This is a genomic window from Xanthomonas sp. NCPPB 1325 (genome assembly GCF_041477645.2).
Lineage (GTDB): Bacteria > Pseudomonadota > Gammaproteobacteria > Xanthomonadales > Xanthomonadaceae > Xanthomonas > Xanthomonas cannabis.
The window spans coordinates 130,246-150,855 of sequence record NZ_CM192985.1 but is presented as its reverse complement, the minus strand read 5'-3'; the positions used below and the strand labels follow the sequence as shown (position 1 = coordinate 150,855).

General features: G+C 67.0%; 11 protein-coding genes and 1 other RNA gene. 6 read left to right on the top strand and 6 right to left on the bottom strand.

What is annotated here, in order from left to right; genetic code table 11:
* Position 1: 1 nt before the first annotated feature.
* Both ACCQ10_RS00635 and ACCQ10_RS00630 read right to left on the bottom strand, forming a co-directional pair.
* The gene (locus ACCQ10_RS00635) at positions 2 to 3,196 is read right to left on the bottom strand and encodes a TonB-dependent receptor (protein WP_372361860.1); all 3,195 of its coding nucleotides are present in this window, start codon (positions 3,194 to 3,196) and stop codon (positions 2 to 4) included.
* 249 nt (positions 3,197 to 3,445) lie between these two features.
* Positions 3,446 to 6,214, bottom strand: a complete 2,769-nt coding sequence (locus ACCQ10_RS00630; protein ID WP_228313212.1) for a TonB-dependent receptor — start codon at positions 6,212 to 6,214, stop codon at positions 3,446 to 3,448.
* 285 nt (positions 6,215 to 6,499) lie between these two features.
* Here ACCQ10_RS00630 and ACCQ10_RS00625 point away from each other — a divergent pair, with 285 nt between their 5' ends.
* Positions 6,500 to 7,522 (top strand): PfkB family carbohydrate kinase, encoded by a 1,023-nt coding sequence (locus ACCQ10_RS00625; RefSeq protein WP_372361858.1) that lies wholly within the window; start codon positions 6,500 to 6,502, stop codon positions 7,520 to 7,522.
* A gap of 398 nt (positions 7,523 to 7,920) precedes the next feature.
* On the opposite strand, the gene fabV is transcribed toward ACCQ10_RS00625, so the two are convergent.
* Positions 7,921 to 9,129, bottom strand: a complete 1,209-nt coding sequence (fabV, locus tag ACCQ10_RS00620) for an enoyl-ACP reductase FabV (protein WP_372361857.1) — start codon at positions 9,127 to 9,129, stop codon at positions 7,921 to 7,923.
* A gap of 307 nt (positions 9,130 to 9,436) precedes the next feature.
* On the opposite strand from fabV, the gene ACCQ10_RS00615 reads away from it, so the two are divergent.
* From ACCQ10_RS00615 to ACCQ10_RS00605, 3 genes are all read left to right on the top strand, one after another.
* Entirely contained in the window at positions 9,437 to 12,775 is a 3,339-nt protein-coding gene (locus ACCQ10_RS00615) for an nSTAND1 domain-containing NTPase (RefSeq protein ID WP_372361856.1), read from the top strand.
* Positions 12,772 to 13,194: a hypothetical protein gene (locus ACCQ10_RS00610; RefSeq protein ID WP_104580293.1), complete on the top strand. Its 423-nt coding sequence runs from the start codon at positions 12,772 to 12,774 to the stop codon at positions 13,192 to 13,194. The genes ACCQ10_RS00615 and ACCQ10_RS00610 overlap by 4 nt, the downstream gene beginning before the upstream one ends.
* Before the next feature lie 51 nt (positions 13,195 to 13,245).
* Positions 13,246 to 13,320, top strand: a non-coding RNA gene (locus ACCQ10_RS00605) — sX9 sRNA.
* Between the two features lie 687 nt (positions 13,321 to 14,007).
* Here ACCQ10_RS00605 and ACCQ10_RS00600 read toward each other — a convergent pair.
* Positions 14,008 to 14,640, bottom strand: coding sequence for a response regulator transcription factor (locus tag ACCQ10_RS00600; RefSeq protein WP_166749894.1), 633 nt, complete (start codon positions 14,638 to 14,640; stop codon positions 14,008 to 14,010).
* Entirely contained in the window at positions 14,637 to 15,863 is a 1,227-nt protein-coding gene (locus ACCQ10_RS00595; protein ID WP_372363196.1) for a sensor histidine kinase, read from the bottom strand. Before ACCQ10_RS00595 ends, ACCQ10_RS00600 begins: the two co-directional genes overlap by 4 nt.
* Before the next feature lie 33 nt (positions 15,864 to 15,896).
* Here ACCQ10_RS00595 and ACCQ10_RS00590 point away from each other — a divergent pair, with 33 nt between their 5' ends.
* Together ACCQ10_RS00590 and lldD are read left to right on the top strand one after the other, a co-directional pair.
* The gene (locus ACCQ10_RS00590) at positions 15,897 to 16,463 is read left to right on the top strand and encodes a methyltransferase family protein (RefSeq protein WP_184553707.1); all 567 of its coding nucleotides are present in this window, start codon (positions 15,897 to 15,899) and stop codon (positions 16,461 to 16,463) included.
* 148 nt (positions 16,464 to 16,611) lie between these two features.
* Entirely contained in the window at positions 16,612 to 17,772 is a 1,161-nt protein-coding gene (lldD, locus tag ACCQ10_RS00585; RefSeq protein ID WP_039563665.1) for an FMN-dependent L-lactate dehydrogenase LldD, read from the top strand.
* 99 nt (positions 17,773 to 17,871) lie between these two features.
* Here lldD and ligD read toward each other — a convergent pair whose 3' ends face one another.
* Positions 17,872 to 20,610, bottom strand: a complete 2,739-nt coding sequence (gene ligD / locus ACCQ10_RS00580) for a DNA ligase D (protein ID WP_372361855.1) — start codon at positions 20,608 to 20,610, stop codon at positions 17,872 to 17,874.

The following is a 20,610-nucleotide window of genomic DNA, read 5'->3' as shown; positions in this document are numbered from 1 at the left end:
GTCAGAACTTGTAGCGCGCGCCGACGTAGTACTGACGCCCGGTGACGGTGTACTTGTCGGGCAGTTCCAGCGTGGAATCGACGTAGCGGCGGTCGGGGGTGTCGAGCAGGTTGATCGCCTCGAAGGTCAGCGAGATGTGGTCGTTGAGCTTGTAGGACATGTTGAAGTCGACGTTTTCAACGCTGTATTTGCCGGTGACATCGGCAGTGACCAGGCGACGCCCGTCCAGGTCGTAGACGTCTTCCTGGGCCAGGATGTTGTTGATGTAGCCATCGCGGTAGCTGGTGGACACGCGCGCACTGAAGCGGCCGTCGTCGTAATAGACGGTGGCGTTGTAGGACTGCGGCGAAAGGTTGAGCAGGTCGCGCTCGGTGGCGGTGGTGGTGATGCTGGTGTTGCTGTTGCCGGCGGTACTGAACAGGTAATTGATCTTGGAATCGACCTGGGTGTAATTGAGCTGGATGCCGAAGTTGCGCCAGAAGCCGGGCAGGAAGTCGAAGGCCTGCTGGTAGGTCAGCTCGAAGCCCTTGAGCGGGCCACCGGGGGTGTTGAAGTAGCTCTGCACATTGAAGATGGTGTCCGGCGTAAAGCCTGCCGGGAGCAGGTCCAGCGAGTAGCCCATCGCTTCCCAGGTGCTGAGCACGCGGGTGCGCTGCACGTAGCTGTCGATGTCCTTGTAGAACACCGCCGCCGACAACAGCGAGCCTTCGCGGAAATACCATTCGGCGCTGAGGTCGTAGTTGGTGGAGCGGAACGGGTCGAGCTTGGGGTTGCCCAGGTTGATCGAGAAAAAGCGCCCGTCGTCGAAGAACTGGGTGGGGCCGCCGCTGACGCTGGGCGACAGGTAGGCCAGCGTGGGGCGTGCCATGGTCTTGGCCGCACCGAAGCGCAGCACCACCTCGTCGCTGACATCCCACGAGAGGTTCAACGAGGGCAGGATGTCGCGGTAGTTGTGGTTGACGGTGGTGGGCACCAGCAGGCGCTCGCCGGCTGCGGCGGTGGCGCTGGCCACGCCGAAGAACGATTCGCAGTTGGGCGAGATGGCGCCGGCGGCAGTCGCCGTGCACGGTGCATAGCCGCTGGCGGCGATCTGCGTCTGCACATAGCGCACGCCCAGGTTGCCGCGCAGCGCGCGGCCCCACAGGTCGGTGTTGAAATCCAGCTGCAGGTAGGTGCCCAGGCTCTTTTCGTTGACCGCGAAATTGTTGTTGGACGAGCCGAAGTGGCCGACATCGGCCAGGCGGTAGTCGCCACCGGGCACGCCGGTGTCGCAGTTGCAATTGATGTTGAGCAGGTCGGCGACCTTCTGGAAATCCGGAATCACCCAGGTGGTGGGGAAGCTGCCGTTCAAGCTGCGGCCGAAGCCATCCAGGTTGGTGCTCAGGTCACCCACGCCCACACCGGCCGGCAATGCCTGCGCCAATCGCCCGTAGGAGATGTTGCGCGACTCCGACGTGTCCATGTCGTAGTTCTTGTAGGCCAGCCCGGTGCGGAAGGTGAAGGTGGGGCTGATGTTGAATTCCAGGTCCACCTTGGCGGTGTCGAAGGTGTTGCCCACCGACTGCGGGTTGAGCCGCACCTCGCTGATGTTGGTGCCGCGCGCGGTGCCGTTGCTGTTGACCGGCACTGCGCCATAGCCCAGCCACTGCCAGTTGTTGGGGTTACCCGCATCGAACGGGAAGCTCATGCTCGGATAATCGCCGCCATTGCGGCGGTCGAGCACGAAGCCGTCCAGATTGGTGTTGTCGAAACTCACCATCGAAAACTCGGGGCGTTCGTAGTCCGAGGTCGAGTGGCCGACCAAGGCATTGAGGCGCACCTGGTCGTTGAAGCGGTGCGCCAGGTCCAGGCTGAACTGCTTGAACTCGGTGGATTCTTCGATGTTGCTGGACTCGGTGCGGAAATCGACGTTGTCGAACACGCCATAGGTGAGGCGGTTCTGGTCGTCCACCTGCGCCTGCCGCACGGCAATCTGGGTCTTGCCGCCGAAGTTGGCGGTGCGGTGCAGGTTGGCGCCGACCGAATCTTCGCGCTGGTCCTTGTCCAGCTTGGAATACAGCATGTCGAAGTTCAGCAGGGTGTCGTCGCTGACCTTGAACTGCAGCGCGCCGGTGACGCCCAGCCGTTTGATTTCATGATCGGTGCGGATGTAGCGCGGGTAGCGCGGAATCCAGGCGTTGGTGGCGGTTTCGTAGGCCTGGATGTTCTCCGGCGTGTTGGCCGGGCGCGGGATGCCGGTGCCGCAATTGGTGGCGCTGATGCCGTAGCTGCCCCAGCCGTTGTTGCGGTCCTGGTTGGCCTGCGAACCGACGCCAGCGCGCGTTTCATTGGCCAGCGGGTTGCGCGGGGTCTGCGGGTTGTAGCCCACCGGCGAACAGAAACCATAGGTGCCGTTGTTGGTGGCGGTGCTCTGGTTGGAGTTGCGGTAGTTGCCGTGCTCCCAACGCACCGGGTTGTAGCCTTCTTCGCGCAGGTGGCGCTCGCTATACGACACCGACATCAACGCGCCGACGCGGCCATCGGCCCAGATGTTGCTGATCAGACCGGAAAAACGCGGATCCTTTTCGCGCGAGAGATCGTTGTAGCCGTACTGCGTGGACGCGGCCGCTTCGAAGCCGTCGAAATCGAACGGGCGCGAGCCGCGCAGATCCACGGTGGCGCCCAATGAGCCTTCGTCCATCTGCGCCGACTGGGTCTTGCTGATGGTGACGCGGCTGAAGAGTTCGGAGGCGAAGGTGTTGAAGTCGAAACCGCGGCTGCGGTTGACGCCATCGCTGCCACTGCCGGCGGTGGCCAGGGCTTCCAGCCCGTTGATGCGCACGCGGGTGAAATCCGAGCCCAGGCCGCGCACGGAGATCTGCTTGCCCTCGCCGCCTTCGCGGTCGATGGAGACGCCGGCGATGCGCTGCATCGATTCGGCCAGGTTCAGATCGGGAAACTTGCCGATGTCTTCGGCGTAGATGGCGTCCACCTGCTCCACGCTGTAGCGCTTGGCATCGAGCGATTGCTGCAGGCTTTCGCGGTAGGTGGCCTTGACCTGCACGCGGTCCAAGTCCACCGCGTCGGTGGTTGGCGCGGGAGCGGTCTGCGCCACGGCCGCGGCCGCGTGCAGTGCCAGGACAATGGCCACCGATAGACGCGCGGTGGGCAGGCGGGCGGCCGCCAATGCGGCGGTACGACGCGAACGGACTTGCATGATGCACTCACTCCGGTGGCACTGCTGCAAAGACGCATGCAGCCTCCCCACAGGCCCGCGGCGTCGAATCGAGATGCGCCACCGGCAACACGGCAGGCCTCATGCGATGGCGTGCGCGGTGGTGCGGCAGCGGCTAGAAACAGCACGCCCACCGCGTTGCAGACGCCCACCTCGGGTGGGCGCAGACGCAAGCGCGATCAGGCGTTGGAAGAAGGCCCGCTGCGCATGTGCGCAGCGGGCGGGCGACACTTAGAACTTGTAGCGCAGGCCCAGCAGGTACTGCCGGCCGGTTTCGGCGTATTGCAGCGGCAACTGGCCGGTGCGCGGCGACGACACCCACTCGTCGGAGGCTTCGTTGGTGAGGTTGATGCCTTCCAGGCTCAGCTCCAGCTGCTTGCTGATCTTGTAGCGCAGCGAGGCGTCGAGCATGGTGGTGCCGGTCATGCCGTGCACGCCATCGACGTTGAAGCCGGCTTCCGCACCCGGTGCCTGGGTGAGGTAGTCGTCGCGGTTGGTGGCCGAGACGCGGCCGGCGAACATGTCGCCTTCGTAGAACAGCGTGGCGTTCCACGACGAGCGCGACAGGCCGAGCAGGTCGTTCTTCATCACCGGCGCGCCGCTGCTGGCCAGGTACTGGATCTGCGAATCGACCCAGGTGTAGTTGAGCTGCACGCCCAGGTTGGCCCACTTGCCCGGCAGGAAGGTGAAGGGCTGGGTGTAGTTGGCTTCCACGCCCTTCAGTTCGCCGCCCGGGGTGTTGAGCGGGATGCTGAAGGCGAAGTCGTCGTTAACGGTGGCGCCGGTGCCTTCCAGCAATTCGGCCGGCAGGCCGCTGCTGGAATACGGGCGCACTTCGCGCGCGGTCTGGATGAAGCTCTCGATGTCCTTGTAGAACACGCCGACACCGAGCATGGCGCCTTCGTTGAAGTACCACTCCAGGCCGAGGTCGACGTTGGTGGCTTCGATTGGGTCCAGGTCCGGGTTGCCGCCGGCCACGGTGCGCGCACCGCCGGCCACCGCCACGGTCACGCCGGGGGTGAGGCTGCCCAGGCCGGGACGCGACATCACCTTGGCCGCGCCAAGCCGCAGCAGCAGGTCCGGGGCCAGCTCGGCCACCAGGTTGAACGAGGGCAGCGTGTTGCTGTACTTGCGGCCCACCGTGGTCAGCGCCGGTGCGTTGTTGATCAGCGCGTAGCCGGTGGATTCCTGCTCGGTCTCCACGTAGCGCACACCGAAATTACCCGACAGCGGGATGGAGCCCAGGTCGGTGGAGAACTCGCCCATCAACCACACACCGCGGTCCTTTTCTTCCACGCTGCGGCTGTTGTTGACGCGCGGGGCCACGGCGAAGGTGCCGCTGTTGCTGTAGATGCCGAACTGGTTGGCTACCGCATCCAGGTTGGGCACCACCCACGCCGCCGGGCTGCCGTTGATGCCCTTGAGCCCGGCCTGTTCGTTGAGGTCGGCCGGCACGATGCGCGTGCCATTGGCGAAGGTGGGCACGGCCAGTTCGTTGGCGCGGCGCAGTTCGACGGTGCTGAAGCTGTAGTTCTTGGCCAGCACGCCACCCTTGAGGCGGAAGCCGGGGCTGATGTTCCAGTTGAAGTCGATCTGGCCGGTGTCGAAGTCGTTGTCCACCGACTGCGGACGCAGGCGGATTTCGGCCAGCTCCCAGCCATTGGGATTGGTCGGGTCGATGCCGTAGTTCAGCACCGGCGCGCGGCTGTTGCCACGGTAGTCGTAGCTGTACCCGTCGACGTCGTACTTGTCCATGATGATGGTGGTCTGCACCGGGTTCTCGTGCGCCGAGCGCGAGGTACCAACGCGGGCATTGACGCTGAAGGCATCGTTGAAGCGGTGCTCCACATCGAAGCTGATCTGCTTGAACTCGGTGTTCCACTCGTCGTGGCGGTTTTCCGAGCGGATGTCGACGTTGTCGAATTCACCATAGACCAGCGCGTTGTTGCGGATCTCGCCGTTGCGCACGACGGTGGCCGGCTTGCCGACGAGCACGGGGCGCGCATTGCCGCCGCGGCTGAAGGAGATCGCTTCGATGTAGTGCTCGTCGCGCTTGGCGTCGATCTTGGAATACAGCGCATCCAGCGACAGCGTGGTGCGATCGGTGGGCTTCCACTGCAGCGAGCCGGTGACGCCCAGACGCTGCTGGTCGTGGATCTGCTGGGTGTAGCGCGGGAAGCGCGGATGGTAGACATCGGCCGAGCGCGCGGCGGCGAACGGCGAGGTGGCGCTGAAGCCGCCATTGCTGGGGCCATTGGCCCAACGGCCGGTGTTGGCGCCTTCTTCCAGCACTTCGCGCTCGGTGTAGGCCACCGACAGCAAGGCGCCGAAGGTGTTGTCAGCCCAGGTGTTGGCGATCAACCCGGCCACGCGCGGGTTGGCCTTCTCGGCCATGGCGTTATAGGCCGCCTGGCTGCTGGCGGCGAAGGTGAAGCCGTTGTAGTCGAACGGACGCGCAGTGCGCAGGTCGACGGTGGCGCCCAGCGAGCCTTCTTCCACGTCGGCCGAGGCGGTCTTGCGCGCGATCAGCTGCGAGAACAGGTCCGAGGCGAACACGTTGAAGTCGAAGCCACGGCCGCGGTTGGTGCCGCCGCTCTGGTCGCCGGCGCCCACGGTGGTGAGCGCTTCCATGCCGTTGATGCGCACGCGGGTGAACTCCGGGCCCAGGCCACGCACCGAAATGGCGCGGCCTTCGCCGGCCTCACGGGTGATCACTACGCCGGGGATGCGCTGCAGCGACTCGGCCAGGTTGAGGTCGGGGAACTTGCCGATGTCCTCGGCGACGATGGCATCGACCACGCCGGCTTCGCCACGCTTGATGTCCAGGGCCTTTTCCACGCTGGCGCGGTAGCCGGTCACCGTGACGGTGTCCAGGTCCACGGCGGGCTCGGCAGGTGGGGTGGCGGCGTCTTGTGCGGCGGCGTGGCCGCTCAGCGCCAGGCCGATCGACAATGCCAGCAAGGTAACCGGTGTCTTCCGGCTGGTGGTCCGAAATTGCATGTCCTCCCCTCCCAAGGGTCCATGAACAATGTGAAATGCGGGGGTGTGAGCGGCAATGACACCGCTGGTCAAAACGACGTTACCAGCTGAATCGTCGTTCAACATCTTGCAGCGCAGCAGAAATGCGTCCGGATTTCGCCTAAATGGGGCGCAAGCCGTCACGCCGTGTCGCATAGTGGGTCTCACCCGCCGTGTTCCGGGAGGGCTAGAATGACACCGATGGTCATCGTAACGCGCTGCGGGTCCCCCACCCCGTGACGCACCACACAGCCGAGGTAGTGCCGCATGAGTCGAACCCGCATCCTGTGTTTTGGAGAGTTGTTGCTGCGCCTGGGGGCGCCTGGTCACGCGCTGCTGCTGCAGCAGCCCCGGCTGGACGTGCACTGCGGTGGTGCGGAGGCCAATGTCGGCGTCTCGCTGGCGCATTTTGGCCATGACGTGGCCATGGTCAGCACGGTGGCGGACAACCCGCTGGGCGCGGCGGTGCTGGGCGAGCTGCGCCGCCACGACGTGGACACGCGCCACGTGCGGCGGGTGGACGGCCGCATGGGCCTGTACTTCCTGACCACCGGCGCGATCCACCGCCCCAGCGAGGTGGTCTACGACCGCGCCGACTCGGCGTTTGCGCTGGCGCCGGCCGATGCCTACGACTGGCCTGCGCTGCTGGAGGGCGTGCAGTGGCTGCACCTGTCCGGGGTGAGCCCGGCGCTGGGCGCGGACGTGGCACAGGCCACGCTGGCGGCGGCACGCGCCGCACGTGCGGCCGGGGTCAAGGTGTCGTTCGACGGCAATTACCGGCCCAAGCTGTGGCAGCGCTGGCAGGGCGATGCGCGCGGCATCCTGCACCAGCTCTTCGAATGTGCGGATGTGGTGTTTGCCGACTACCGCGACATCGGCGTGGTGCTGGGCGGCGAGTTCCCGCAGGACACCCTGGAGGCGCGGGTGGAGGCAGCCGCGCAGCAGGCGTTTGCGGCATTACCGCAGCTGCAGTTGATGGCCTGCACCCAGCGCGTGGCGCACAACGTGGACCACCACAGCCTGGGCGCGATGCTGGTGCCGCGCGAAGGCGCGGTGGCGCGCGCGCCCAGCGAGGAACTGACCCCCATCATCGACCGCATTGGCGGTGGCGACGCGTTTGCAGCCGGCGTGCTGCACGGGTTGATCGAAGGCTGGCCGCTGGAGGACACGGTGCGCTTCGGCCTGGCCGCCGGTTGTTTGAAGCATTCGATCCCCGGCGATTTCAATCCGTTGTCGGTGGCCGAGGTGCAGGCGTGCGTGGGGGATGCGCGGTTTGATGTGCGGCGCTGAATCGGGAGTGGAGAATCGGGAATCGGAAAGCGGCGCGTGCTGCGCGTGTTTCTCCCTTCTCCCCTCGGGACATTGTCCCCCTTTATGGGGGAGAAGCTGCCCGAAGGGCGGATGAGGGTACGGCCGCTCGACGTTGCGCCACCTGCCGCGTTGACCCAATGACGGCCTTACAGGTTCGTCGACCAACTCACCGGACGCCGCGACGCAAGCACTGCACAAGCGCCTCATATCAGCGCGCGTCGATACCACATCGCGCCGCGGAGCCAACCACCACTGCAGGCCCCAATAAAAAACAGCCGACATCACTGCCGGCCGTTCTTTATCGCGCTATGCGCCCGGAAAGCCAAAGAATCAGGGAACCACGCTCTTGCGATTCCCCATTCCCGATTCCCGATTCCTCACCCCAACTCGATGCAATCGAAGGTGACATCCGTCGCCACATCGGCGTCGTAGTCCACATCGTCGCGTTCGAAGCCGAACAGCTTGAGGAATTCGTGCTTGTAACCGGCGTAGTCGGTGAGCTGGAACAGGTTCTCGGTGGTGACCTGCGGCCACAGCGCCTTGCAGGCGTCCTGCACGTCGTCGCGCAGTTCCCAGTCGTCCAGGCGCAGGCGGTTTTCATCGTCCACCTCGGCCGGCTGGCCGTCTTCGCGGTACAGGCGCTCGCGGAACAGGCGGTCGAGCTGTTCGATGGTGCCTTCGTGCAGGCCCTTTTCCTTCATGATCTTGTAGACCATGGAGATGTACAGCGGCATCACCGGGATGGCCGCGCTGGCCTGGGTGACCACCGACTTGAGCACCGCCACATTGGCGCTGCCGCCGTGCTTGGCCAGGCGCGCATTCAAGCGCTGCGCGGTGTGGTCCAGATCCACCTTGGCCTTGCCGAGTGCGCCATGCCAGTAGATCGGCCAGGTGATCTCGGTGCCGATATAGCTGAAGGCCACGCTGCGTGCGCCGTCGGCGAGCACGCCGGCGCCGTCCAGCGCGTCGATCCACAGCTCCCAATCCTGCCCGCCCATCACGGTGATGGTGTCTTCGATCTCCTGCGCGCTGGCCGGCTCGATCGAGGCCTGGATGATGCTGTCCTTGTTGGTGTCGATGGCGGTGGCGGTGTAGGTCTGGCCGATCGGCTTGAGCGCCGAGCGCTTGACTTCACCGCTGCCCGGCAGCTTGCGCACCGGCGAGGCCAGCGAATACACCACCAGATCGACCTGCCCGCCCATTTCGGTCTTGATCAGCTCGATCACCTTCTCGCGCGCCGCGTCGGAAAACGCATCGCCATTGATCGACTTGCTATACAGCCCGGCGGCCTTGGCATGCTTGTCGAACGCGGCCGAGTTGTACCAGCCGGCGGTACCGGCCTTGGTGGCGGTGCCGGGCTTTTCGAAGAACACGCCCAGCGTGTCGGCGCCGAAGCCGAATGCGGCGGTGATGCGCGAGGCCAGGCCGTAACCGCTGGACGCGCCGATCACCAGCACCTTCTTTGGGCCGTCGTGACGCACGCCGCGCGCGCGCGTGGCGGCGATCTGCTCGAGCACATTGCGCTCGCAGCCAAGCGGATGCGTGGTGGTGCAGATGAAACCGCGCACTTTGGGATGGATGATCAACGTGGACTCCTGGTCAGCAAGATGCTGGCGGCATCTTAGTGCGTGTGACGCGCGCGAAACAGCCTGATGCACAACACACGCTGCTGTATGGAGACGCGCGTGGCGGCGGTGCCAGGGGCTTCTGGCCGCTTGCACCGACCGCGCCGCACCGGCGGCGCGCTGCGCACGCGCAGAGTGCATAAAGCGCGACGTTGGGCAATTGCGGCCGTCACGGCTGTGGTATTTTCGGCCCTGCCGTGCCGTGCCTGGCCGCGCCTGTTGGCGATCGTCAAGGCCCCTTCCAGTTGTGCGACCGGTGTCCGAGTGCATGTCCCTTCGTAGCGAGCGCGTCACGCAGCTGGGCTCCGTTCCGCGGTTCCGCCTGGGCCCGTTGCTGGTCGAACCCGAGCGCCTGGCGCTGATCGACGACGGCCGGACCATCACGCTGGAACCGCGCATGATGGAAGTGCTGATCGCCCTGGCCGAGCGCGCCGGCGAGGTGGTCAGTGCCGAGCAGTTGCTGATCGAGGTGTGGCACGGCAGCTTCTACGGCGACAACCCGGTGCACAAGACCATCGCCCAGCTGCGCCGCAAGCTGGGCGACGACAGCCGCCAGCCGCGTTTTATCGAAACCATCCGCAAACGCGGCTATCGCCTGCTGCCCACGGTGGTGTTTCCGCAGGATTATCGCGGCGCGGTGCTGGGCAGCCAGCACTGGGCGCACGGCAGCCCGTACGTGGGGCTGCAGGCCTTCGACCCGGCACATGCGCAGGTGTTTTTCGGGCGTAGCCATGCCATTGCGCAGGTGGCGGCCGCAGTGCGTGCGCAGTTGCACAGCCGGCGCGGGCTGGTACTGGTGAGCGGCGCCAGCGGCTGCGGCAAGACCTCGTTGCTGCGGGCAGGCGTGGTGCCGTTGCTGTGCCAGCCCGGCGGGCTGGATGGGCTGGAAGCGCTGGCGGTGGCGTATTGCAACCTGGCGCAGTGCCGCGGCGGCGACGTGCTGGACACGCTCGCGCGCGCACTGGGCGAATGGGCGCCGGGCGACCGTGCGGTGTTCTCGCCGGCGCAGGCGGCACACCTGCCCGGGTGGCTGCAGCAGCCCGCCCCGCTGCATGCGGCCATCGAGGAAGCCATGCGCCACTGCGCCCCGGCGCGCGACAGCCTGCCGAGCCAGCGGCATCTGCTGCTGGTGATCGACCACGCCGAAGCGATGGTGGCCACACCCGGCATCACCGACGCCGATCGCGCTGCGCTGGCCAAGGCCTTGCAGGCACTGTGCGCCAGCGCGCACGTGGCCGTGCTGATGGGCACCCGCAGCGATTTTTATCCGCGCCTGATCGATGCATTGCCGGACATCGTCGAGCTCAAACGCGGCGACGGGCATGTGGATCTGTTGCCGCCGCGCGATGGCGAGATCGGTCAGATCATCCGCGTGCCGGCCGCGATGGCGGGGCTGCGCTTCGAAGAAGACCACGACAGTGCCAGCCACCTGGACGATGTGCTGCGCGATGCCACCGCGCGCCAGCCCGATGCCTTGCCACTGCTGCAACACCTGCTGCAGGCCTTGCACGCGCAACGCAGCGCCGATGGCCTGCTGACCTTTGCGGCGTACCGCGCCCTGGGCGGGCTGGAAGGCGCGCTGGCGCATCATGCCGACCACACCTTCGGCGCACTGCCGGCCGATGCGCAGGCCGCGCTCGGCGAGGTGCTGACGTTGCTGAGCGTGATCCACCCCGACAGCGATGCGGTGACCGCGCGGCGTGCGCTGTGGGCCGCATTGCCTCACGGCAGCGGCGCACGCGTGTTGGTCGATGCATTCGTGCATGCGCGGCTGTTCGTCAGCGAGCTGGTGGCCGGCGAGCCGGGCTTTGCGGTCGCGCACGAAGCGGTGTTGCGGCAATGGCCGCGCGCGGCCGAGTGGATCCATGAAAACCGCCGCCTGCTGCAGGCACGCAAACGCCTGCACCTGGCCGCGCAACGCTGGGCCGCCGAAGGCCGCCGCACCGACCACCTGCTCAACAGCGGCCGCCCGCTGAGCGAAGCGCGCGAAGCGGCGCGGCGCATGCCGCAGGACCTGGATGCGTCGGAGCTGGCGTTTCTGCGCGCCTGCGAACGCGCGCACCGGCAACGGCGTGGGCTATACGCCGCGGCCGCAGCGTTGCTGGTGATGCTGGCCAGCGCCTCGCTGCTGCTCGGCTGGCAGGCACGCCAGGCCCAGCAGGTGGCCGAACAGCGCCGCGACCAGGCGCAGCAACTGGTGGGCTACATGCTGGGCGACTTGGCCGAGCAATTGCGCACCGTGGGCAACCTGACATTGCTCGATAGCGTGGGCAGCCGCGCGCTGCGCTATCTGGAAGATTTGCCTAGCGCGAGCATGCACACCGGCGACCTGATCAACCACGCCCGCGCCCTGCGCACCACCGGCGAGGTGTTGATGAATCAGGGCAAGCTGAAAGAGGCGCAGGCCGCTTTCACGCATGCCGCCGCCACCGCCGAACAGGCGCGTTTGCGTGCGCCCGACGTGCTGGAGGCACGTGCAGAAATGGGGCAGGCGGCGTTCTGGCTGGGGAGCATGGCCTATCGCAGCAAGCAGTTTCCGTTGGCCAGGACGCATTGGTCGCGCTATCTGGCCGCCAGTGAATGGCTGGTGCGCACCGTCCCGGATAACCCTCGCTGGCAGCTGGAGCTGTCGTACGCACTCAACAATCTCGGCATGCTTGCCATGGCACAGGGCGATTCCCGGACGGCAATCGGTTTTTTTGCGCGCGACATTGCGCTCAAGCGTTTGCTGATCGCACGGAGTCCGGACAACGCATCGCTGCGCTACGAGTTGATCGACAGCTTGTCGGGGCTGAGCCTGGCGCAGGAGAACCAGGGCTTGTTGGCGCCTGCCGAGCAGGGCTACCGCGACCAGATCGCGATGCTACGCGTGCTGGTGGCAACAGATCCGGATGCCCATGCCTGGCAACGGCGTCTGGCGGTGTCGCTGATCCGCGTCTCCAATCTGGCGTTGGTGCAAGGCCACCTGCTCCAGGCGCAGCGCGACGCACAGGACAGCGTGCGCATGCTGCAGCCGTTGGTCGCACTGCAGCCGGACAACCAGACCTGGCGCAGCGATCTGGGGCATGCCTACGCGCAGGCCGGCTGGATCGCGGCACTGGACGGGCAGTCCGATCAAGCCAGGCAGCAACTTGGCCAGGCGCACTACACCATGACCCGGCTGCTGCAACAGTCGCAGCCGCTGCCGGACTGGCAGTTGCTGGATGCCATCATCGAGATGCGCCTGCACCGCATCCACGCTGCCAACGCAGGCGATCTCGATCGAATCGTCGCGCGCGTGGATGCGGTGCATCGCGCCAAACCCGACGATCTGTCGGCCATCTCGACGTTGGCCCTGGCACTGGTCTGGCAGGGCGAACACCGCGCGGCAACCGGCAATCACGAGGGCGCGCGTGCAGCATGGCGGCGCGTGGTGACGCTGCTCGGCAAGGATGGCGGCAACAGCCGCGACAAGAACCTGCTCGACCCCTGGATTCGCGCCCACGTGCATCTGGGCCAGCGCTCTGCCGTTACGCAACAGCTCGGGTGGCTGTACCAGGCGGGCTACCGCCACCCGGGGTTTGTCTCCTTCTACGGCCCGCCTCTCAAGGAACAGGACAAGTCATGACGGATTTCAGCATCAAGCTCACGGTGGCGCGGGTGGGATTTGGAGGAAATACAGGCGCTGGCGAATATTTCTACAGCTTTGCTCCGGACCTGCTGATTGTCGACAAGGACGACGGTGTCTCGACGTTGACGTATCACTTCGATGAAGACGTTGTTCCGAAGCATTTCATCATCAAGAGCCTGCTGACGACCGATGCATTCAAACAAATCGGTGACCCCGTCATCGCCCCTGACGGCCGCAGCGTCGAAGTCGTCAACGCCAACAGCGTCCCCACGTTGATCTTTCTGACCATCATCGTCGAAGACCCAACCCGCACGGACAAGAAGGGCAACAAAGTCTGGTTCAGTTGCGATCCCCAGGTCGGCAACGACCCGAAGATCAACCCGCAGGAAGTGCCGCCAATCAATAAGGGCAGATAACAAGACGACTGCGCTCACCATCAGGCGGGCGCGGCCGGCGCTCGGTACGGCATGCACCACGCGTCCATTGCGATGCCTGTGCGCCGGCCGCACCCACCTGACGACTGCGCGCTAGGTTTTTGGGGGATCGCTCAAGGCGTCCCCGGCAGTGCTGACGCCACTGCCTGTCTGCGGATAGGTGCTCGCCCGAGCGGAACGGTCACAGCCAGTCCGCAGGCGCGCCCGGGCCAGACGAGACACATGGATGCCTATTGCATGCCGTGGCAGCGGCGCGTCGCAGCTGCGGCGCGCCGGGCCCGACAACCATCCTCAGCACAGGGTCAACGGCCGACGGCTCGGCCAGCAAAGCGGCCTGGACCCAGGGTGCAGGCAGTTCGGCCTGGGTGGGACCCGCCCAGGCCACCAGGGCGAGCAGAACGGCGCGCAGGACAATAGGGAGGGGGTGGCGCATGACGGACTCCGCAGCAGACCGGAGCGCGGCGCGTTTCCGGGCGGCTTTCGAGCCGCCGGGCGACCTTCGTGCACGGCGTCGCGGCTGACCTGACGGCAACCTTACGGTTGCTGTCCATGTCTGACGGATGCGCGAAATCCCTTACAGAACAGTTGCATAGACTTGGTGCACAGGGCGAGCTTCGTTTGCTGGCCAAACCCCGAGTGGCTTCGCCCGTACCCTCACCCCAACCCCCGCTCCGCGCCCCAGCCCGCGCTAGCAGCGCGGGCGCTCCAAGGCACGCGCGCCAGTGGCGCGCAAGCTGTGCCTTATCGCCCCGAAGGGAGAGGGGCTTACGATTCCCGAATCCCGAATCCCGGCAATCAGATCACCCGCAACGTAATCGCCTTCAACACTGCCCGGGTGCGGTCGCGGGTGCCGAGTTTTTCCAGGATGGTGGAGACGTAGTTCTTCACCGTGCCTTCGGCCAGGAACAGGGTGCGGGCGATCTCCTTGTTGGAGTAGCCGCCGGCCAGCAGGCGCAGGATGGCCACCTCGCGTTCGCTGAAGGTCTCGCGCGGGGCCTGCTGGTCGCGGAACTGGTAGCGGGCGCGCACCGGGTCGGTGCTGACCGGCTGCAGCAGGGTGTCGCCGGCGGCGACACGGGCGATGGCGTCGCGCAGGTCTTCCGGGGCGGCGTCCTTGAGCAGGAAACCCTGTGCGCCGGCGTCGCTGGCGCGCAGCAGCAGGTCGCTGTCGTCGAAGGTGGTGAGCAACAGCACCGGGGTGCGGTCGCCGCGGGCGCGCAGCTGCTCCAGCGCCTGGATGCCATCGATGCCGGGCATGCGGATGTCGCTGAGCACCACGTCCACCGTGTGGGTGGCCAGCGCATCCAGCAGGCCCTGCCCGTCGTCGGCCTCGCAGACCACGGCCACGCCCTGCTGTTGCAACAGCGCGCGCAGGCCGGCGCGGACCAGGATCTGGTCGTCGGCCAGGGCGATTCGAAGTGAACTCATTGCGGAAGTCTCGCAGTCAGGTGCATGCCGCCATTGGGGGTGCGGCCAAGGTCGAGATGGCCGTGCAGGGCGGCCAGCCGCTCGCGCATGCCGGTGATGCCATTGCCTTCGCGGATGCGCTCGGCGCGGCGGCCGTCGTCGCAGATGTCCACGTGCAGCTGGGCATCCCGATAGTGCAGATGCACGGCCACCTCGTCGGCATCGGCATGCCGCACGGCGTTGGTCAGCGCCTCCTGCACCAGCCGCAGCAGCAGCTCGGCCACGCGCGCGTCGGTGACGCGCACGTCGGCATCGATCTGCAGCCGCAGCGCCGGGCGCGGGAACGGGGCGGCCAGCGCGCGCAGCGCGGTCTGCAGGTCCAGGCCCTGGTCGTCGCGCATGGACTGCACCACGTTGCGGATGTCCGCCAGCAGTTCCGCCGAGAGCTGTTCCAGCACCCGGATGTCGTCGCGCTGCCGCAAGGCCGGGTCGGCACTGAGCAGGCGCAGGTTGATGCGCATGGCGGTGAGCTTGTGCCCGGCCACGTCGTGCAGCTCGCGCGCCAGGCGCAGGCGCTCGGCATCGCGGGCGCTGTCGGCCAGCAGCGCGCGGGTGGCCAGCAGGTCGGCATTGACGTAGGCCAGCGCGTCGCGTGCGCGCTCGGCACTGCGCGCATAGTGCGCAGTGAGCGCGGCAAAGGCCTGGAAGCCGGCGTAGATGCTGACGATCAACAACGCCCGCTCGAACCCGGCCTGCACCAACACTGCATACATGCCCGCGTTCAACACCAGTGCCAGCAGCAGCACGCGCAACGGCGGCCAGGTCATCCCTGCCTGCGCCACCAGCATCACCAGCAATACCGGAGCCGTGCCGGCACGCGGCTCCATCCAGACCAGCAACAATGCCAGGACCGCCTGCAACAGCGTCGCCACAGTCCGTAAAGCAAGCGCCTGGGGCAGCACGGTATGCAATACAAACAACGCGGTGAAGCCGGCCAGCAGGCCCCAACGCCAGACGCCCTGGGGCGAGGCGTCGGGCATGAACGACAGCGCCACTGCGGCAATGGTGAACCCACCGGCCAGACGCAGGGGGTGCAATAGATGGGAGAAGGACGAATGCATGCGGCGATGCTGACCGCCCTGGGGCCGCTCGGCAATGCTGTGCCTGCAGAAAGTGACTTCCGGCAGGTGGGATCGATGACCTGCGGCCCCTGTGGTCGATGCGGCGCGTGCGCACACTGGCATCACCAACCCACCCCATCGCCACGGAGTTACGCCATGTCTGCTTCCAGTCTGTTTCTCGTCCTCAACCTGGCCTGGGGCGGCTATGAGCTGCTGCTCAGCCGTCGCCGCCGCGCCAACGATGGTGGCGCGCACGACCAGGGCACCTTGAAGCATCTATGGCGGGTGCTGTCTGCGGCGGTGGCGGTTGCAGTGGCGCTGGCCTACAGCGGCCTGGCGCATTGGCCGCAGGGCTGGGATGCCTCGCTGCAATGGGCCGGCTGCGCCTTGATCGGCAGCGGGCTGGCGTTGCGCGTGTGGGCCATCCAGGTGCTGGCACGCTGGTTCACGGTGGATGTGACCATCCAGCCGGATCACCAGTTGGTGCGCCGCGGCCCGTATCGCTGGCTGCGGCATCCGTCCTACACCGGCGCACTGCTGGCCTTTTACGGGCTGGCCCTGGGCATGGGCAACGCGTTGTCGGTGGCGGCGATCGTGGTGCCGGTGACCCTGGTCTTCCTGCACCGCATCCGCATCGAAGAAGCCGCGTTGCAGCGCGCGTTTCCGGTGGCCTACCCGGCGTATGCGGCGCAGAGCCGGCGATTGCTGCCGCTGGTGTGGTGAGCGGAACGCTGGCGTGCAGCGATCACATGCTGCTTGCCAGACGGCTCGCAACCCTCGCACCTGCGCCGGCCACTCCTGCAGCCCCGTCCCTGCGCCGCACCGATCGCCTTACACTCCGGGGCTCCCCCGCCGCCGCTGTCCGTCTTCGATGATCATTTCCGCCGCTTCCGACTACCGTGCCGCCGCGCAGGCGCGTTTGCCGCCCTTCCTGTTCCACTACATCGATGGTGGGGCGTACGCCGAGCACACGCTGCGGCGCAATGTTTCCGACCTGGCCGATATCGCGCTGCGCCAGCGGGTGCTGCGCAATATGTCGGACCTGAGCCTGAGCACCGAGCTGTTCGGCGAAACCCTGGCCATGCCGGTGGCGCTGGCTCCGGTGGGGCTGACCGGCATGTACGCGCGCCGCGGCGAAGTACAGGCCGCGCGCGCCGCGGCGGCGCGCGGGATTCCGTTCACCTTGTCCACGGTGTCGGTGTGCCCGATCGAAGAAGTGGCGCCGGCCATCAGCCGGCCGATGTGGTTCCAGCTGTACGTGCTCAAGGACCGCGGCTTCATGCGCAATGCACTGGAGCGCGCCAAGGCCGCCGGGGTGACCACGCTGGTGTTCACCGTGGACATGCCCACGCCGGGCGCGCGCTACCGCGATGCGCACTCTGGCATGAGCGGGCCCAATGCGTCGCTGCGGCGCATGCTGCAGGCGGTGACGCACCCGCGCTGGGCGTGGGATGTGGGCCTGCTCGGCAAGCCGCATGATTTAGGCAATATTTCCGCCTACCGCGGCAGCCCGACCGGCCTGCAGGACTACATCGGCTGGCTGGCGGCCAATTTCGACCCGTCCATCTCGTGGAAGGACCTGGAATGGATCCGCGAGTTCTGGACCGGGCCGATGGTGATCAAGGGCATCCTGGACCCGGACGATGCGCGCGATGCAGTGCGCTTCGGCGCCGACGGCATCGTGGTCTCCAACCATGGCGGGCGCCAGCTGGACGGTGTGCTGTCCAGCGCGCGCGCGTTGCCGGCGATTGCCGATGCAGTGAAGGGGCAGCTCAAGATCCTGGCCGACTCGGGTATCCGCAGCGGGCTGGACGTGGTGCGCATGCTCGCGCTCGGTGCCGATGCGGTGCTGCTGGGCCGCGCGTTCGTCTATGCGCTGGCGGCCGGTGGCCAGGCTGGCGTGGAAAACCTGCTGAGCTTGATCGAAAAGGAAATGCGCGTGGCGATGACGCTGACCGGCACCCATTCGATTGCCGAAATCAGCGGCGATGCGTTGAGCCGGGTGACGCGGGAGAACGTGGTCTCGCCTTGACGGGCTTCGGGATTCGTTGGTAGCAGAGCGGATGATCTGCGGCTTTGCTGCAGGGCCCTTGCCCGCCCAGTGGCTGCGCAGTCGCCTTGGTGACTGCTCTTACTGGTTGTCGTCGCCGGTGGGCAAGTATTGCTGCAACGCCAGCACCGATTGCCAAGGATCTGCACGTTGACGCTTGGCGCGCTGCATGGCCTTGTCCATCGGGAAGGCATCCGGGCCGCTGATCTTGCCGAGTTCTTCCCAGCGCAGCGGTACGGCGACGGTGGCCTTTCCGCGCGCGCGCAGCGACCACGAACACACGCTGGTATTGCCGCGCCCGTTACGTAACCAATCCACGAAGATCACGCCGTGGCGCTTGGCCTTGCTCATGGTGGCCACGTAGCGTTCCGGTGCCTGCGTGGCCAGGGCCTGCGCGAACGCCTCGCAGAAGTCGCGCGCCCGGTCCCAGCTCGCGTCGGGCACGATGGGCACCACCACATGCAGCCCCTTGCCGCCGGACAGGCGCACCGCGCTTTCCAGCCCGACCGCGCGCAGCTTGGCGCGGATCTCGCGAGCGGCGGCCACCACCTCCGGCCAGGCAACGGCATCGCCCGGATCCAGATCGAACACCAGGCGGTCCGGGCGCTCCGGGTCGTCGACCCGTGCGCCCCAGGGGTGCAGCTCCAGGGTATTCATCTGCACCAGCTCGAGCAGCCCGGCGGCGTCTTCGATATACAGGTAGTCCTCGGTGCCGCTCTTCTGTTCGAGCGGAATCGCCTTGACGTGCGCGCCCAACTGGCGGCCCTGGTGCTTCTGGAAGAAGCAGTCGCCGCCCACGCCGTCCGGGCAGCGCAACAACGACAGCGGCCGACGCGCCACCTCCGGCACCACCAGCGACGCCACCGCACGGTAGTACGCCGCCACATCGCCCTTGCTGATGCCCGATGCGGGAAAGACCACGCGCTCGGGATGGGTGATGCTCACCGCGTCCACGGACAAGGTGGCCGATGCGGTGGACACCGCAGACGCAGCCACGGTTGAAGACTTCGCGCCAGCTGCCGAGGCGCGCTTGCCCGCGCGTTTTTGTGCGGTCTTGGTGGCCACCTTGCTCACCGTCTTCGCAACCGTCTTTGCAACCGTCTTGGTCACGGTCTTGCGCGTGGCGGTGCGTGTTTTTTCCGCGGTCGCGCGCTTGCCGGCCGCAGGCGTGCCGGGCGCTGCGCGGTCGCCGCCCAGATCGGTCATCGGTTTGTCCTCGCGTAGACGCTTGAAGGCGGCCTGCCGCAGCAAGCCCTGCTTGGCCCAGCCGCGGAATGCGATCTCGGCGATCAGCTGCGGGCGCACCCAATGCACATCGCGCGGCCGGCCGGGGATATGCGCAGGCAGCTCCAGCGTGGCCGTGTCGCTCTGCAAGGCCTGCAGCTGCGCGGCAATCTGCCCAAGCAGCGCGCCGTCGAAACCGGTGCCCACCCGGCCGACGTAGCGCAACGTGTCGCCGTCCGGCTGCGCCAGCAGCAAGGCGCCAAAGCCGCTGCGTGCGCCCTTGGGGTCGGTGTACCCCACCACCACAAAGTCGTCGCTGTCTTCGTGCTTGGTCTTGACCCAGTCGGCACTGCGCCCGCCGCGGTACACAGCGTCGGCACGCTTGCTCACGATGCCCTCCCAGCCCTTGCCCGCGCTGGCCGCAAACACCTCGGGGCCGCGCCCGATGACATGCTCGCTGTAGGCCAAGGTGCCCGGCTTCTCACCGAGCAGCGCGCGCAGCAGCTGCTTGCGTTGCAGCAGCGGCGTGTCGCGCAGGTCCACCCCGGCCACGCCGAGCAGGTCGAACGCGAGATAGCGCAGCGGTTGGCGGGCACTGCCATCGATGGCCCGCTGCAGTGCAGTGAAATCGCTGCGCCCGTGCGCGTCCAGCACCACCAGCTCGCCATCCAGCCGCGCGTCGCGCACCGGCAGCGCCTGCAACGCGGTGACTACCTCAGGAAAGCGCTCCGTCCACGCCTGGTCGTTGCGCGAGCGCAGCTGCACGCTGCCGTCGACCAGATCGGCAAGCAATCGATAGCCGTCCCATTTGATCTCGTGCAGCCAGGCCTCGCCATCCGGCGCCTGGTCGCGCAGCAAGGTCAGCTGCGCGCGCAGGCCGGTGGGGCATGCGCCGTCGCGTGCGCCATCCAGCGCCAGCGCGCGGCGGCGCCATGCGGCATCGGCCGCCGCGCCAGCGCGCGGCGAGGGTGCCTGCTTGCGTGCGGGCCGGGGCGCTTGCTGTGCCAACGCCCTGGCCGGCTGCCGCTGTGCACGGCTGTCCTTGGCGCGCCTGCCAGGTGCTACGGCAGCGCTGTCGCCGGCCCGTTCCACGATGGCATCGGCATCCAGGTCCGCCGCAAACGCATCGGTGCGCTTGAACAGCAGCCACTGCGGCTTGCCGCCGCGCATGCGGGTGCGCACCAGCGCAAACCCGCCCTGCAGGTGCTTGCCCTGCAAGGTGAATTCCAGCTTGCCCGCCTCCAGCGCGGCGAGCACGTCGCCATCGCAGTGCCAGTGGCCATGGTCGAAGATCTGCACATGCCCGCCGCCGTACTGCCCTTGCGGGATGTCGCCTTCGAAGCCGGCGTAGGACAGCGGGTGATCTTCCACCTGCACGGCCAGGCGCTTTTCTCCGGCCCGCAGCGACGGCCCCTTGGGCACCGCCCAGCTCTTGAGCACGCCATCGGCTTCCAGACGGAAATCGTAGTGGCGCGCACTGGCGTGGTGGAGCTGCACCACAAAGATCGGCTGGGCACTGGCAGGCACCGGCGCATCTGCCGCCGGCTCCGGGGTCTGGTCGAAGCGGCGCTTGGCCGTGTAATCGCGCAGGCCCAT